Below are 14,227 nucleotides of genomic sequence, written 5' to 3'. Positions count from 1 at the left end.
ACAAACACCCTGCGGCAATGTGGGTTGCCGCAGGGTGTTTGAGGGGGAATTCGGGATCCTGGCGAGGGAGGATCGCATGTGCCGTGAGGAGCTGACGGTGTTATTCGTCTTTCACTCTCATATTGCGCCCGCGGCCTTTGATCCAGGAATTGCGGGCGGCTTGGTAGACTTGGTTGAGCTCCGAGCGGTTGGCGACCTTGAACTCGATGGTTTTGGCGTGGGTGGTGTTAGGCGGGCCGTAGTTCTTGATCACCAATCGGTCGACCTGTCCGCTCACCTGGCCGGCGCGCTGGTTTAGAGTGTTTCCGATGTCACGGGCCCGGTTGGTGGCGTTTTCCACTGCGCCGACGCTGGTTTTCGGAGTCCATGGCTCGCCGTAGTAGAAGCGCGCGGTGGTTTGGCCGATGGTATCGATAGTGACTTCGTAGACCATGATGTTGCCTTCGATAAGGTACTCGGTTTTGGAGATCGACGAGATGTGATCGACTCGTACTTCGTAGGTGCCGGCAGGGGATGTGTACCCCCAAATGCGGCTCTTGAGGTCGGTTTCTTCCGGCGCCGCTTCCTGGGCGTGGAGTGGTGTGGCCAATGTGGTAGCCAGAGTCAGAGCGCCCAAGGCGCATGACCGAAGCGAAAGGAATCGTGGTTTCATGGTGCTGTAGGGAATCGGATTTCAGCGGGCAATGCAAGTGGATCCGTGACGTGGTGGTGTGATGATATTTGTGGTTTCCATTACCCGTGGTCTGTGAGATGGAGGAACCCTGCATGATGGATCTTGTTGCGTTTCTTTCCGTGGTCGTCGTGGCTCATTTGAGCCAGCGCTGGTTTGCCGATCTCAAATGGCTCGCCAAGCTGGTGAGCGTGGTGTTGGGGATCGTGGTGGTTTGCGCGGGCATGGCGGTGAGCGAGATGGTGGATGGTCCGATGTGGGTTCGCGGCGGAGTGGCGGCGATTGTGGCGTTGTTGTTGTGGATGGTGGTCGTTCCGGTAGAGAAGAAGCGCCGGGGTACGTGGCGTTGGGTGCGGGGATTGGCGTTGGTGGTTTTGCTGGTATTGCCTGTGTGGTGGGCGGTGCAGATGGCGATGGTGCGTGCGGCGGTGGTTTCGGGCGACGAATCGCGGATCGAGCGGATGGTGGAATTTCCACAACTCAAGGAGTCGCTGGAGTCGCAGTTGGACGATCATTTTGTGCGCATGGATGCGGTGCGCTCGACAGTTCCGCCCAGCAATGTGGCCGACTGGGTGAAGGCCGGAGCGCGTAAGTCACGGCGCTGGTTGGTGAAAAAGGTGGTGCGATCCATGCTGACGCCCGAGGGGTTGCATGAACTGGCGACCAACGAGGGGGAAGAAATTGCGGCGCCTGAGTTTGAGTGGAATGGCTGGCTGCGGGTTAGTGGGCTGACCGACTGGCGCTTGCGTACCAGCAGCGGGTGGGTGGTTTTTTCCTCCGATAGCCTGTGGCAGCCCGCGCGGATGAACGACCTGTGGCTGAGCCAGGATGTGCTCGAGCGCATCGAATCGAAGTGATCACTGTGGCTTGAGACTTGCGGGCGGGGCGGATTCGGTACCATACTGCGCGCGATGATCAGATGGATGAAATTTCACACGTACGCGGTGGCGGCGGGATGTTGTTTGGTGACTGCCCAAGCCGCTCCTGAGGATGCGGCTCCCCTGAGGGCTGCCGGCGCTGCGGATGCGGCCGCCGTAGAAGAGAGTCAAGCAGATCCGGCTGAGGATGCCGGTGTTGTTGAGAACGATGCCCCTGCGGCGGAGGTCTCGCTGAAAGACTTCGATGCCAAACGTCTGGTAGCCGAGTTGGGGGGAGAGAATGCCACGATCCGCCTGGGTGCGGAGGAGGAAGTGGAGCGCCGGTTTGTCGAGGGACAGGACAGCGAAGCCCTGGTTGCCGAGTTGCTGCGAACGTATGCCGAGTCGGATGATCCGGAACAATGGGAGCGTGCGCGTGAGCTGCTAGTGCTGTGGGCGGTGAGGTTTTCAGATTTTGGCCCCAACCACGGGTTTCTCGGAGTGCAGCACCGCCTGGTGGTTTTTCCATCTGCCGAGGGCAAGCCACGTTATGCAGTGCAGGTGGACCGTGTGGTCTCGGACGAGCCGGCGGAGGCCGCGGGAGTAAAGGTGGGGGATCGGATCTTGATGATCGATGATGTGGACCTCAACACGCTTCACGGTGATCTGTCGTTTTACCGGCACATTTTCAAACGTGGGGGAGGGCGCAAGGTAGTCCTCAAAGTATTGCGTGAAGGGGAGGGCGAAATCGAGATTCCCGCAGTGCTTGGGCGTCAGCGCCGTGAGTACTTCCGCAATTTGGACAATTTTGAGCGCAGTGCGACCGACTTGTTCCACGATTGGCTGGAGTCCAACGACGTGCCGTTGCGTTAATGGTGGTGGTTTGGAGGTTAAAGCTCAGTGGGTTATGGTGTGCGGAGGGTATGCCCATACGTATGCCGCAGCTAGGGAGATGAGATTTCTTCGCGATTTTCGTTGCAAGGGGTAGGTCGATTGCGTGACCTTGACCCCGAGGAGATGAGCGCAAGCAGCATGGATAAAGTGAATACGGAAAAGAAATACCGCCCGAATGTGGCTGCGCTGCTACTGAACAACGACGACAAAGTGTTGATTGCCGAGCGCATTCGGCATGCGAATTCTTGGCAGTTTCCACAGGGCGGAATTGATCGTGGGGAGACGCCGGACGAGGCGTTGTTCCGTGAACTGCGGGAAGAAATCGGGACCCCACCTCATCTGGTGCACGTGCTGGACCGCAAAGAGGGGTACCGTTATGAGTTTCCTGCGAGCATGCGCCGCTTTGGCTCGAATATCGGCCAGGAGCAAACCTATTTCCTTTGCCGTTTCCTCGGCAGTGACCGCGACATCAACCTGCGTACGCGCCATCCTGAGTTCCGCTCGTTCCAGTGGATCGACCCACGGGATTTCGAGCTCGAGTGGCTGCCTGAGTTCAAGCACGGCGTCTACCGTGCGGTGCTGAAGGACTTCTTCGGTGTCGAGTTTCCATAACTAGAGTGGGAATCGCCGCTTGATTGAACCGAGGGGCTCATCCAAGCTGGTAGGAATGTTGAGCAAGGGTGTCCGCAGCACGATCAAGCGCGCCTGGCAGGAGTTTTTCGGATCGAGCACGATCCGGATGTGGCCCTCGCTAGGAGCGTTCAAAGGGTATTCGCGCGGCGCCTTGAAGGCAGACTTTGGAGCCGGGCTTAACGTGGCGTTGTTGGGGTTGCCTCAGGGAATGGCGTACGCGGCGGTGGCGGGAGTGGATATCGTTTTCGGGATCATGGCTACGGCGATTGCCGCGGTCTTTGGGACCTTTTTCTCGAGCGCTCGTTTTACGATGCTCGGGCCGTCCAACGCGACGGCGTTCATGATCTACAGTTTCTTCGTGACCTATCCGGGGAAGCTCGACCAGATCAACTCGCTGATCCCGTTGCTATCGTTGATGATCGGGGTGGTGCTGATTCTGGGGGCGTTTTTACGTGCGGCTGACCTCGGTCAATACATCAGCCGCAGTGTGATCGTGGGCTATCTCTCCGGCGCTGCTATTCTGATCATGGTCGGTCAGGTGAAGCATGTGCTCGGCGTGCAGATGGTGCCCGAAGGGGGGGATGCCGCCACGGATACGCCGCGTTCTTTGTTTGGTATGGTTTGGCGCTTGGTTGAACAGGTGCCCAATGCGTCGTGGGCGGCGGTGTCGCTGGGTGTGGGAACGATTATCGTCTACTTGTTGCTGCAGCAGAAGTGGCGGCGGTTGCCGGTGTTTGCGATTACCTTGGTGTTGGGCTGTCTCTGTGCCAGTGCCCTAGCGACGGTGGATGGACTGGGTTTTGGTCCGGAGTTGGCACGTTATGAGGCGTTCACTCCGGCGGACTTGGTTCCGAGTTCGCCATTTCATTTTGCCTCTGGCGATGTGTTTCAGGAGATGGGGGCGTTGTTTGGATTGGCCTTGGCGGTGGCGTTCTTGGCCTCGCTCGAGGGGGGCTTGATGGCGAAGAGCATGGCCAGTCGCAGTGGTGACCGGGTGGATGCCAACCAGGACCTCTATGGGCTCGGAGTGGCAAATATTGCCTGCTCTCTTGGTGGCGGCATGCCATCGTCCGCATCGCTCACCCGCTCGGCATTGAACTTTGAAAGTGGCGCCCGCACAGCATTGTCCGCTGCGTTCAGCGGAATGTTGTGCTTGCTGGGGGCTGTGGCTCTTTCCCAGATGGTCGCGTACATCCCGAAGGCCGTGTTGGCAGGCTTGGTGATCGCGGTGGCGGTTTCGTTGATCAACCGGAAAAACATCCGCATCTGTCTGGGGGCTACCAAATCGGACGCCACGTCGTTGATTGTGACATTCGGCGCCACGCTGGTGATGCCGTTGCACGTGGCGATCTTCGTCGGCGTGACGACTTCGGTGATGCTTTACCTGCGCAAGGCGGCCCGTCCGGATTTGGTGGAGTATGGCTTCACCGACGACGGGAATTTGGCCGAATCGAGCAAGCGCAACATTCCAGCGATCTCGATTGTTCACGTCGAAGGGGATTTGTTTTTCGGTGCGGCGGATTTGTTCCGCAGTCAGATCCAACGCACGCTTGCCGACGAGAACCTGAAAGTGATCATTCTGCGGCTGCGCAATGCGCGTAATCTGGATGCGACCAGCGTCATGGCCCTGGCGGATCTGGTGCGGGAGGTGAACAAGCGTGAGCGCCACCTAGTCATCAGTGGCATCACCAAGTCGATCTATGCGGTGTTGAAAAACTCCGGGATGATCGATGTGGTCGGGCGCGATAATATTTTCCTGATGTCACCGGAGAACCCGAATATCTCGACGCGAAATGCGCTGATGCGCGCCCAGGAGCTCCTCGGTACGGCTGAGGCCGATATTCAGATTTACGTTGACCGAAACAAGGAGCGCAACGAGCCGAGCTAGGTGTGGAGGGGGCGGTAGGCCGTCCCTTCGGGACGAATCTGATGAGGGGGGATTTCCCAGAGGTTGAAACCTCCGGCTAGCTGGTAAGGCGTCGCTTCGCGACGGTGAGGTAGGTACCCTCGGTGCCGTGCTCCGTGTAGAGCTCGCGGCGGAGGCATGGAGTGACGGTGTCCCCACCGTCGTAGTAGGGCGCTGGTCGTGGTTGGTTCCACAGATTGCGGGATGCGCTGGTGTTTAGGTGCGAGATGAATGTCGTCCTCAAGCGCATCTGCGGGAATCAGTTCCCATCTGTGGCGGTAAGCCGTCCCTTCGGGACGAATTTGATGTGGGGGATTCCACCGGAGGTTGAAACCTCCGGCTAGCTGGTAAGGCGTCGCTTCGCGACGGGGAGGCTGCGACGGGTATGGCTGCGACGAGGTGGGCTTGGTGATCGATCGGCGCGGCGGAGGCATGGAGTGACGGTGTCCCCACCGTCGTGGTCAGGGCGCGCTGGCTGTGGTTCCTTCCACCTGGATTAGGAGTGGCGAGGGTGGATTGTGCATTCAAAATGCATTTGTGACGATCCTCCCCCATCTGTGGCGGCTACAAAAAAACGGCCGACGAGGACGGGTGTCCAGCGTCGGCCGTGAGAGGGAAAGGAATGGTGTCGTTATTCCACAGGTGTGGCTGCAGCTTCTTCTGCCGCAGGCTCAGCGGTTTCTTCGACGACTTCTTCGGTGGTCTCTTCCACTGCAGCTTCTTCCGCAGGAGCGGCGTCGGTTGCAGGAGCGGCTTCAAACGCAGGAGTGGCTTCAACCGCAGGAGTGGCCTCTTCCTCGACTGGCTCTGGGGCTGGCTCGACTTCCACCGGTGGGGTGAAGTTAAGGAAGCGCAGGCGCTCGTCGCGCTGGCCGGCGATCAGGCTGTCGCTTGGGATGAGGTCGTAGACTGCTTTTGCTTCTTCCAGTTTGCCGGCGCCTTTGAGGATGTCGCCACGTGTGAGCGATGCGAGAGGGGCGAGAGCGGAGGTGCCGTGGTTGGCGTCGAATGTATCGAGAGTGGCGATCGCAGCGTCGGTCTCGTTTTGAGCCGCCTGGATGGTGGCTTTGGAGATCAGGGCCTGAGGCACCAGAGCGTGGGTCTGGAAGTCGGCGATGAAGGTGTCGAGCGTCGAGATGGCTTCGGCTGGTTTGCCGTCCTCGGCCAGGTTGGCGGCGAGAGCAATTAGCGCGCTGCCTGCGGCGGCCGAGCCCGGGTGGTTGTCCACCACTGCTTGAAGTTCTTCGTTGGTGGATGCGCTACCGAAGGCTTCCGCAGCGGCCTTTGCCTTTTGGTTCTTGATCACGAAGATCACCGAGATGCCGATACCGAACACCAAAGCGATGATGGTTCCGGTGATGAGTCGGCGGGAATGTTGGTCACCGGCTGGCTTGCGGGCGGCGATTTCGTCGAGCGACGAGCCGATCGGTGTGTCGGATGGGAGTTGGTTCTGGGTGCTCATGCGTTGGTCGAGTTCGGGAAATTCGTACGAATCGAGGTGTTTGCAGCTGATTGATTAAGCGAGTTCGAGCAGCTGTGCAAGGCGTAGCTTACCGAAATCGGCAGCACTTGGAGGCGTGGCGGCGATTGCGTCAATTGCGCGAGTTTTTGGGTGACAGAGCCCGTGAGCTGTCGTTATGAATGAAAGCCCATTTTCCTACATGCTAACCCCCCCCGAAAAACGCGTATATGTCGCCGAGGGACATCCGTCTCCGGACCTGATCGACCTTGCATTGAAGGCCTCTAATGAGGGGATCTGGGAGTGGGACATCGCCGATGGCGAGGTGTATTACTCCCATAGTATCCTTCAGTTCCTGGGAGTAGCGCCGGGTGATCCGTTGCCGCATTTGTTCTCGCAGGGAGGTGAGTACATCCACCCGGAGGACCGTGATGCGTTCCAATCGGCGATCGATGAAGTGGTGAACGACCACTCGATGGATGTATTTGCGGTGAACTGCCGCCTCTGGTGTGGCGATCGCGTGGGGTGGCGCTGGATGCGGATCCGCGGGGTGCCTGTGCGCGACGCCGGTGGGGTCGTTGTGCGGATGGCGGGATCGATGATCGACATCACCAAGCGCAAGGATGCCGAGGCCAAATTGCAGAGTGAGCGGTTGTTGTTCCGCCAATTGATCGACAACCTGCCGCTGAGTATCTATTTCAAGGACCGCGACTCCAAGTTTGAGATGGTCAATGCGACGATGGCGCGCTGGTTCGAGGAGGCCGACCCGCAGGAAATGCAGGGGAAGTCGGATCACGACTACGAGCCTGCGCCGGATGCCGATCGTCGGGTGGCTGATGAACAGCGAGTGATGGAAACGCGCGAGCCATTGGTAGGATTGATCGAAGAGGCCCAGATGGGCGACGGCGAGTCCCGCTGGGTGATGACCACCAAAATGCCGTGGATCGATATCAAGGGAGGCGTCAAAGGGACGTTCGGGATTTCGTCGGATGTCACGGAGATGGTGTTGGCGCAGCGGGAGTCGGCGAGGCTGACCAAGGCATTGCAGGCGCGGAACAACTTGATCGAGGAGGAGATCCAACTGGCACGTGAGATTCAGTCGGCACTGCTGCCGAAGGAAAACCAAGTGATGTGCATTGAGACCGCAGATGGTCGCTGTGTGCGCCTCACCATTGATTACCGCCACCTGCCATCATTCGGATTGGCGGGGGATTTCTTCGAGGTGATCGAGATCGACAAAGGGGTGATCGGTGTGGTGGTCGGCGATGTGATGGGGCACGGGGTGCGCTCGGCGCTGGTGGTTTCGATGTTGCGTGGCATGCTTGAGCGCCAGGGGAACAAGGCCCGCAGTGCCAGTGGTTTCCTGCGCGCGATGAACGAGGGGCTCGGCGCGATCTTGCGTGAGTCCGAGGTGACGATGTTCGCTACCGCGGCGTACATGGTGCTCGATTTGAACAAAATGCGCATGGCGGTTTCGCTCGCGGGGCATCCATCTCCGATTGCCGGCAACCTCAATGACGAGGATGGTCAGGTCGACAATATGGTCGATAGCACCGCCAACGTTGGACCTGCGCTGGGATTGATCAATGGAATCCAGTATCCGCGTAACTCAGTGAAGCTGACCAATGGGTGGACCGGTTTGGTGTTCACTGACGGAATTATCGAAGTCGAGGACAACGAAGGTAACTGCTGGGACGAGGAGAATCTGTGCCGGTCGATGTCGTCGAACCTGGATGCCGATCTCGGTGATTTGCTCGATGGCGTGTTGGCTGATGCTCGGCGTTTCTCCAATGGCCGGGCATTCGATGACGATGTCTGCCTCGTTGGCTTGAGGGTCGAAGAGTTGGAGGAAATGCCCGATCACATGCAGGGCGGAGCCTAGGAGGAAGCCGCGGAGCCGCACCGACGGCAGGAATGCCGTCCCTCCAGCGCTGCGCGTGCCTGGTGGGGGGGCGCCATCGCATTCCGAATCGAGGAGGGAGGGAGTCCTTATCTTTATCCTTATCGGGATCTTTATCGGGATCTTTATCGGGATCTTTATCGGGATCTTTATCGGGATCTTTATCGGGATCTTTATCGGGATCTTTATCGGCCGCGGGGATTTGGATAAGGAAGAGGATAAAGATAAAGAAGATCGGGGCGACGTGGTGTGCGGCCGTATCCAAAAAATGCCCGCACTAAGGTGGTGCGGGCATTGGAAAGATGAGCTTTGGTGTCGATGGCGCCAACTGAGGGATCGCTTTACTCCGGGCGCCCGGTCGGGTTGGTCTGGAGTTGGCGGATATCCTGCTCGGTGAGGCGGCGCCATTTGCCGGCTTTGATGTTGCCGAGTTCGTAGGATCCCACGCGGGTGCGGATCAGTCGTTTTACGGCGTACCCTTTGGCGGCGAACATCAGGCGGATCTGACGCTTCATTCCCTGCTGCAGGACCACGCGGACCAGTCGCGGAGCCAATGCCTGGACAGCGACTGCTTTGCCGATGCCTTCTTCGAGCTCGATGCCCTTGATGAAGGCGCTGCGGTCGCGCATGTCGAACACGCGGTCGGTTTGCACCAGGTACTCCTTCTCGACCTTGGTCGATGGGTGGGTCAGCTTTTGAGCCAGGTCGCCGCTGTTGGTGAGGATGAGCAAGCCTTCCGATTCGCGGTCGAGGCGACCGACGTGGTGGAGGTTGCGGTACTCTTTTGGCAGCAGGTCGTAGACGGTTTGGCGCTGTTGTGGGTCGTTCCTGGTGGTGACGCACTTGGTCGGCTTGTGCAGGGCGAGGGTCATCTCGCGCTCAGGGGTGACCAGTGCGCCGTCGACGGTGACGGTATCGCTTGGCAGGACGCGTTGTCCGAGGCCTTTGACCTGGAGGTCGTTGATTGCCACGCGGCCGCTGGTGATGAGTTCCTCACAGGAGCGGCGGGAGCCCAGTCCGCACGACGCCAAATATCGGTTGAGGCGGGTGCCGTCGGATGATTTTGCTTCGTTGGTCATGGTCGCGGGTGGAAAAGGGTCGGGTGTGCGCTGGTGGCTCTTCGCTCAAGCGGTCGTTGGGCGTAGAGAAAAAAATTCCTTCCCGTCGCGCGCGGCAGGAAGGAGGTGTCGATGGCGGCCCCGTTGTGTGTGGGGCTGCCAGAGATTCTTCGACGGGGCGAGCGTGGTGATGAATGAGCGGGCGGTGTTGATTGCCGCGATGTGCTCAATTTTCATCACCCAGACTCGTCGCCTAGAGAATGTCGGGAAAAGCCGGGTTAGGCTTCTGGCTGGGTCTTAGGCAGACCGGTGAGGCCTTTGCCTTCTTCCCACTTGCCACGCTCTTTGAGAACCTTGATACGCTCGAAACGCTTGAGAACGTTGCGCTTGGCTCCGACGGTTTTCGACGACTTGAGGCTTGGGTGCTGGGACATGACAGGAAAATTTGTGTGGTTGGTCGGTGTGCCGAAATTAAGCGGCACGGGAGCGGGGAAGTTATTGAGGAATTGGTGGATTGCAAGGGGAATGTTTCACGGATCGGAATCATTCCCCTCTGCAAGTGGCACTTAGATCATGCCGAGCTTCATTTTTCCTTCTTCGGAGATCATGTCCTGGTTCCAGGCTGGCTCCCAAACGAGGTCGACATGGGCGTCTTCGATGCCGTTGATGGTCATGATGCGGCTCTGTGCGTCGGCAGCGATGGTCGGGCCCATGCCACATCCCGGAGCGGTTAGGGTCATCTTGACCATTGCGGTCTTTTTGTCGCCTTCTTCATCGATGAAGCAGTCGTAGACCAAGCCGAGGTCGACGATGTTGACCGGGATTTCCGGGTCGTAGACATTTTTGAGCTGGGCCCAGACGTGGCCGACCAGATCGTCAGGATCGAGGTCTGCAGCGGCTTCCGCGGCTTCGTTGGCGGCGTTCGGGTCGATCCCGAGTGCATCGGCATCTTTTTCGGAAATGCGGGCGAGTCCCTGCGTGGTGGCGACGGTGTAGGTGCCGCCGAGCGACTGGGTGATGATCACGTTCAATCCGGCAGGAAGCGTGATGCGCTCACCGCTTGGGATCTGAATAGCTTCGACTTCGCGGCTGATTTCGACTTCTCCGTGTTGCATAGCGTAAATTGGTTGGATTGATGGAGTTTCGGGCTCCTGAGTTGGATTATTGATCGTTGTCGTCGGTCAGTTTGACAATGCGAATTTTGCCTTTTCCGGTTGCGGGTTGGCTGCGCAAGCTGTCGGCCAGTGTGGGGGCGTTGGTGGCCGGTGATTCCGGCGCTGGTGCCGGGGCTTCGGTGCCGTCGTTGTCGAGAGCGCTTTTCAATGCGCCTTCCACCAGCTGGCCACAGTGAATTTTCATCGGTGGCAGCGCTCCGATGTCGCCGGTCATTTCTTCGGCCTTGAGCTGGCGTGCTTCATCGACGGTTTTTCCCTTGAGCATTTCAGTCGCCATCGAGGCCACAGCAATGGCCGTCTGGCAGCCAAATGACTGGAACGACGCGCGGTCGATCACCTTGCGTCCGTCTTCTTCTTTGAACTTGAGCCACATGCGCACCATGTCGCCGCAGTCCGGCGATCCCACGGTGCCCACACTGTCGGCATCGGCCATCTCGCCCAGGTTTTGTGGGTTGGCGATGGCGTCGTTGAGCTTCTTTTCGTCCATATCTGATCTGAAATTATTGTGGGGTGGGGGGCTTAGGCGTCGAACTCGAGCTTGTAGCGTGGGATGTTCTTGTCGACCTCTTTGGCCCAGGCGTCGATGCCGCCGGTCAGTGCCCGCGTGTTGGAAAACCCGTGGCCGATGAAATAGGCTGCGGCGTCCAGTGCGCGGTTGCCGGTATGATCATACACTACAATCGGCGACTCTTTAGGCCATGTTCCGAAAATCTCCTGCTGCAGGTTCTCGGAAAAGAAAAGCGCGCCCTCGATCTTCACGGCGTCGAATTCCTCGTGCGTGCGGATGTCGACGAGCGACGGAGCGTCATCACCGGCCAGCGCTGTCTGAAGTTCCTGAGGGGAAATCGACAACGAGACATCGCTCTGATGGTTCTCGACGATGGTTTTGATCGCCTCGTCGAGCGTCACGTCCTCATTGCGATCGCACACCTGTGCCAAAGTCTCACCCGGCTGGAACCCGCAGGCCTGGCAGCCGCCAATGTGAAACGCGGCAAAAAGCGCGCGCTGTGCTCCGGGGAACGCCGACAAAACCTCGGTCATCGTCATACCGCCGTGAAGGGGCGGCAGGTCTTCGCTGTGGGTGGGTTGGTCTTTGGATTCGCTCATGGTGGTGGATCAGGCGGGTTGGCCGTGGCACAAGGTAGAGGTGACCGCGCCGAGGTCAACCGATCGCGCCCACCCCCAGATGCCGCTGCCCGCCGGATTATTCTCCTCACTTTTGTTTCTTTCTCGTGGGGGAGGGGGGCAAGTGGATCGCCGCCCAGCGATTTGCTTTGCTTTAGGAGGGAACCTCTCCACTCCCAGTCCGGTGAACTCACGCCCCGGGTTACCTCTTGTTGGGGCCGTCACTTGGCCCTGATTAACCTTGACGGGTTTGTTAAACTCATTTTCCCACCACAGTGAAGGCGGGGGCGTGAGCAAATTCAGGGTTAGAGTCAAACCCCGCCTGAAGCGTGGTTGCTCAACCCCTTCATCATTCCACCGCGATATCAGATCCGATACCTGTCCGGATGGTCAATCGATATGAAGTATTTTCTAACACTTGAAAATTGACATCAAGCGCGCCACACCCCTTGACTCCATCAGCCCTGCCGCCCACACTCCCTCCCAAGAACCACCCGCCCCAAGCTCACCCGATATTGAGCCCGTGGGCGTAAACTAATACTGTTGTGCCAAATATCCATGACTTCAGGAGTCCTACGATCAAGGGTCAACGCGTTGCTGGGTACCACCTCCGAATGTCCTGTAGTCAGAGTCAGCGACCAACCGGGCTTCCTAGCTATCGAAGCTGATGTCGATCACGAACGCTGGAATATTCGAGTCGATCTAGACAGCACCGCCAAAGCCATCCTCACCATTCAAGACTCTGCTGGCAACCTTACAGAAGAGTTCGTTGAAGTTGCGGTTGGCTACTTCGATCGCGCCCGTCAGTATGACAGACCTCGCAAGCACGGAGACACGTCCATTCCAGAGCGCATCTCGTTTACTCTCGACCGGAATCCGATCAATATCGAAGCCTCGGAAACAGTTCCGGGGCGACGCTCGATCATCATCGATTTTTATGATGATTCCCCTATTAGCAGCAGGCACCCAATGCCCGAGAGCTTCGATAGCTAAGTCAGGAATCAGCAAGCACAACAAGTCGGCGCAGCCAACCGCGATAACGCTGGATGTTGTTCGCAAGATCTGTAGGCTTTCATCGTTGCCAGGCGCGGTTGTCTGGCCTTTTACGTTGGGCAAAGAACCATGAAGCCGAAGAACGCACGATACCTCAAGAGAGTTCGGAGGCTTTACCGACTGGCTGGACATGCAGATAAATCAGATCTCGAAATCGTTCGAATCGACCATAAGAAGAAAGTTCTGTTGCTGCCGTGCTTCTTGATGTTCGCCATAAACGCGTACACGACCCTATACGCAAGCCACTCAAGCGCATTACCACACGTGATGGAGAGCAGAATGATGGATACCATTATGTTCGGAGCTTCCGTCGCAGGCTTAGCCCTATCTGTCATAATGTATTACCGAGCAGAGAGTTGCAGAGCGGAACTCGAAGATGAGCTACTCGAAGGCAGTGGCTTACTGAATCACAATCAGACTGTTTCCCGTTCACCGGAAAAACAAGCCCAACAAGGCGGCGCAGCCAACCGCGATAACGCTGGATGTTGTTCGCAAGACCTGTAGGCTATCCCCTATTGCCAGGCGCGGTTGTCTGGCCTTTTACGTTAGCCCAAGAAAAATGCTCCGCGCACTCATCATCATGGGACTCTTCTCAACACTATTCGGCTGCAAGAACGAGGAAGCCGCTGAGCAACACGCCGAGCCTGTTGCTGTCGTCGTGACTAACGACGATGATCACAATGCAATTTACGAACGAGGAAGCCAGTTGATCTCTCCTCATATGCAGCTCCTTAACCGCGATCCGAAAGTTACCAAGAAGTTGATAGAGCAGGTTACACGAGGCATTGCGGATTTGGATGCCGTAACAGCATACAATCCAGGGAACTGGGCAGCTTACTGGATCAAGGGCAAGGGATACCAAGTTCTGGGCGACCCTCAGGCCGCCAACGCTGAGTTCAAGGCCTCATTCGACATTCAGAAGGAGAATCCAGACGTCGCGCGAGAGTATGCGTCAACCTGTCTAGATCTGGGACTTGGCGCAGAAGCAGTTCGCGCCACAGAGCATGCAATTACGCTGACGCCGGATGATGCTGGGCTCTATGCCAACCTCGCACTAGCATTGCTCATTAGTGGTAAGAACGTAGAAGCTAAGGAGGCCGTCGATCGGTCACTCCAGATGGCACCTAATGATCAGATCTCACAAGCGGTCCGAAACATTGTAGACGACGTTATCTCCGGTGTGAGACCGCAACCAAAAAACATGGCCGACCTCCACAAGGGCTAACAAGGCGTCGCACCTAACGCCTGACCCGCCGCGAGTTCAAACCGTCATGACCATTCAACCATCAACCCACAGTCGAAGCCGCGCCCTCGATCAGGCGTAGGTGGACTTCGACGTTGTGTAGAAAATGAAATCTTTTGCGAAGTTCATTGGTGCCTCCTTCATCGTGATGGTTTGCGCTTCCTTAGGATTTGGAGTAGCCCAGTGGCTCGCTACTCCAACACTCTTCAGCCCTCTATTCCTAATGCCAGCCGCTTTTGTTTTCTCTTGGTTCA

At 57.9% G+C, this 14,227-nt stretch carries 16 protein-coding genes; 8 read left to right on the top strand and 8 right to left on the bottom strand.

Features of this window, described 5'->3' with window-relative positions:
- Positions 1-100: 100 nt before the first annotated feature.
- Positions 101-652, bottom strand: a complete 552-nt coding sequence (locus tag G3M56_RS11140) for a hypothetical protein (RefSeq protein WP_164365093.1) — start codon at positions 650-652, stop codon at positions 101-103.
- Between the two features lie 113 nt (positions 653-765).
- Here G3M56_RS11140 and G3M56_RS11135 point away from each other — a divergent pair, with 113 nt between their 5' ends.
- The 4 genes from G3M56_RS11135 (at position 766) to G3M56_RS11120 (ending at position 4,942) form a co-directional block, all read left to right on the top strand.
- Positions 766-1,527: a DUF2939 domain-containing protein gene (locus G3M56_RS11135; RefSeq protein WP_164365094.1), complete on the top strand. Its 762-nt coding sequence runs from the start codon at positions 766-768 to the stop codon at positions 1,525-1,527.
- A gap of 66 nt (positions 1,528-1,593) precedes the next feature.
- Positions 1,594-2,400: a PDZ domain-containing protein gene (locus G3M56_RS11130; RefSeq protein WP_164365095.1), complete on the top strand. Its 807-nt coding sequence runs from the start codon at positions 1,594-1,596 to the stop codon at positions 2,398-2,400.
- A 144-nt stretch (positions 2,401-2,544) separates the two neighbouring features.
- Positions 2,545-3,033 (top strand): RNA pyrophosphohydrolase, encoded by a 489-nt coding sequence (locus tag G3M56_RS11125; protein WP_235203401.1) that lies wholly within the window; start codon positions 2,545-2,547, stop codon positions 3,031-3,033.
- Between the two features lie 55 nt (positions 3,034-3,088).
- Positions 3,089-4,942: a SulP family inorganic anion transporter gene (locus tag G3M56_RS11120; RefSeq protein ID WP_164365097.1), complete on the top strand. Its 1,854-nt coding sequence runs from the start codon at positions 3,089-3,091 to the stop codon at positions 4,940-4,942.
- A 76-nt stretch (positions 4,943-5,018) separates the two neighbouring features.
- On the opposite strand, the gene G3M56_RS11115 is transcribed toward G3M56_RS11120, so the two are convergent.
- Both G3M56_RS11115 and G3M56_RS11110 read right to left on the bottom strand, forming a co-directional pair.
- Complete coding sequence (locus G3M56_RS11115; protein WP_164365098.1) at positions 5,019-5,210, bottom strand: hypothetical protein; 192 nt, start codon at positions 5,208-5,210, stop codon at positions 5,019-5,021.
- Between the two features lie 381 nt (positions 5,211-5,591).
- Entirely contained in the window at positions 5,592-6,422 is an 831-nt protein-coding gene (locus tag G3M56_RS11110) for a tetratricopeptide repeat protein (protein ID WP_164365099.1), read from the bottom strand.
- Between the two features lie 199 nt (positions 6,423-6,621).
- Here G3M56_RS11110 and G3M56_RS11105 point away from each other — a divergent pair, with 199 nt between their 5' ends.
- Positions 6,622-8,301, top strand: a complete 1,680-nt coding sequence (locus G3M56_RS11105) for a SpoIIE family protein phosphatase (RefSeq protein WP_164365100.1) — start codon at positions 6,622-6,624, stop codon at positions 8,299-8,301.
- Positions 8,302-8,660: 359 nt separating this feature from the next.
- Here G3M56_RS11105 and G3M56_RS11100 read toward each other — a convergent pair whose 3' ends face one another.
- The 5 genes from G3M56_RS11100 to G3M56_RS11080 form a co-directional block, all read right to left on the bottom strand.
- Positions 8,661-9,398 (bottom strand): pseudouridine synthase, encoded by a 738-nt coding sequence (locus G3M56_RS11100; RefSeq protein WP_164365101.1) that lies wholly within the window; start codon positions 9,396-9,398, stop codon positions 8,661-8,663.
- Between the two features lie 257 nt (positions 9,399-9,655).
- On the bottom strand, positions 9,656-9,811 hold the full coding sequence (locus tag G3M56_RS11095) for a small basic protein (protein WP_164365102.1): 156 nt from the start codon (positions 9,809-9,811) through the stop codon (positions 9,656-9,658).
- A 132-nt stretch (positions 9,812-9,943) separates the two neighbouring features.
- On the bottom strand, positions 9,944-10,492 hold the full coding sequence (sufT, locus tag G3M56_RS11090; protein ID WP_164365103.1) for a putative Fe-S cluster assembly protein SufT: 549 nt from the start codon (positions 10,490-10,492) through the stop codon (positions 9,944-9,946).
- A gap of 46 nt (positions 10,493-10,538) precedes the next feature.
- Positions 10,539-11,039, bottom strand: coding sequence for an iron-sulfur cluster assembly scaffold protein (locus G3M56_RS11085; protein ID WP_164365104.1), 501 nt, complete (start codon positions 11,037-11,039; stop codon positions 10,539-10,541).
- Positions 11,040-11,071: 32 nt separating this feature from the next.
- Positions 11,072-11,659 carry a rhodanese-like domain-containing protein gene (locus G3M56_RS11080; protein WP_235203400.1) on the bottom strand — a complete coding sequence of 196 codons (588 nt, stop codon included), beginning with the start codon at positions 11,657-11,659 and terminating at the stop codon, positions 11,072-11,074.
- 576 nt (positions 11,660-12,235) lie between these two features.
- Here G3M56_RS11080 and G3M56_RS11075 point away from each other — a divergent pair.
- From G3M56_RS11075 to G3M56_RS11065, 3 genes are all read left to right on the top strand, one after another.
- Positions 12,236-12,670 (top strand): hypothetical protein, encoded by a 435-nt coding sequence (locus G3M56_RS11075; RefSeq protein ID WP_164365105.1) that lies wholly within the window; start codon positions 12,236-12,238, stop codon positions 12,668-12,670.
- A gap of 129 nt (positions 12,671-12,799) precedes the next feature.
- Positions 12,800-13,234 (top strand): hypothetical protein, encoded by a 435-nt coding sequence (locus G3M56_RS11070; protein ID WP_164365106.1) that lies wholly within the window; start codon positions 12,800-12,802, stop codon positions 13,232-13,234.
- Between the two features lie 55 nt (positions 13,235-13,289).
- On the top strand, positions 13,290-13,955 hold the full coding sequence (locus tag G3M56_RS11065) for a tetratricopeptide repeat protein (protein ID WP_164365107.1): 666 nt from the start codon (positions 13,290-13,292) through the stop codon (positions 13,953-13,955).
- Positions 13,956-14,227 lie beyond the last annotated feature (272 nt).

The organism is Sulfuriroseicoccus oceanibius (genome assembly GCF_010681825.2).
GTDB lineage: Bacteria > Verrucomicrobiota > Verrucomicrobiia > Verrucomicrobiales > SLCJ01 > Sulfuriroseicoccus > Sulfuriroseicoccus oceanibius.
This window is presented reverse-complemented; position numbering and strand designations above follow the sequence as displayed.

Excerpts from the sequence above, each read along its gene's own strand:
- G3M56_RS11140 (WP_164365093.1), bottom strand. The coding sequence starts at position 652 with ATGAAACCACGATTCCTTTCGCTTCGGTCATGCGCCTTGGGCGCTCTG.
- G3M56_RS11135 (WP_164365094.1), top strand. The coding sequence starts at position 766 with ATGATGGATCTTGTTGCGTTTCTTTCCGTGGTCGTCGTGGCTCATTTG.
- G3M56_RS11130 (WP_164365095.1), top strand. The coding sequence starts at position 1,594 with ATGAAATTTCACACGTACGCGGTGGCGGCGGGATGTTGTTTGGTGACT.
- G3M56_RS11125 (WP_235203401.1), top strand. The coding sequence starts at position 2,545 with ATGAGCGCAAGCAGCATGGATAAAGTGAATACGGAAAAGAAATACCGC.
- G3M56_RS11120 (WP_164365097.1), top strand. The coding sequence starts at position 3,089 with ATGTTGAGCAAGGGTGTCCGCAGCACGATCAAGCGCGCCTGGCAGGAG.
- G3M56_RS11115 (WP_164365098.1), bottom strand. The coding sequence starts at position 5,210 with ATGCGCTTGAGGACGACATTCATCTCGCACCTAAACACCAGCGCATCC.
- G3M56_RS11110 (WP_164365099.1), bottom strand. The coding sequence starts at position 6,422 with ATGAGCACCCAGAACCAACTCCCATCCGACACACCGATCGGCTCGTCG.
- G3M56_RS11105 (WP_164365100.1), top strand. The coding sequence starts at position 6,622 with ATGCTAACCCCCCCCGAAAAACGCGTATATGTCGCCGAGGGACATCCG.
- G3M56_RS11100 (WP_164365101.1), bottom strand. The coding sequence starts at position 9,398 with ATGACCAACGAAGCAAAATCATCCGACGGCACCCGCCTCAACCGATAT.
- G3M56_RS11095 (WP_164365102.1), bottom strand. The coding sequence starts at position 9,811 with ATGTCCCAGCACCCAAGCCTCAAGTCGTCGAAAACCGTCGGAGCCAAG.
- sufT (WP_164365103.1), bottom strand. The coding sequence starts at position 10,492 with ATGCAACACGGAGAAGTCGAAATCAGCCGCGAAGTCGAAGCTATTCAG.
- G3M56_RS11085 (WP_164365104.1), bottom strand. The coding sequence starts at position 11,039 with ATGGACGAAAAGAAGCTCAACGACGCCATCGCCAACCCACAAAACCTG.
- G3M56_RS11080 (WP_235203400.1), bottom strand. The coding sequence starts at position 11,659 with ATGAGCGAATCCAAAGACCAACCCACCCACAGCGAAGACCTGCCGCCC.
- G3M56_RS11075 (WP_164365105.1), top strand. The coding sequence starts at position 12,236 with ATGACTTCAGGAGTCCTACGATCAAGGGTCAACGCGTTGCTGGGTACC.
- G3M56_RS11070 (WP_164365106.1), top strand. The coding sequence starts at position 12,800 with ATGAAGCCGAAGAACGCACGATACCTCAAGAGAGTTCGGAGGCTTTAC.
- G3M56_RS11065 (WP_164365107.1), top strand. The coding sequence starts at position 13,290 with ATGCTCCGCGCACTCATCATCATGGGACTCTTCTCAACACTATTCGGC.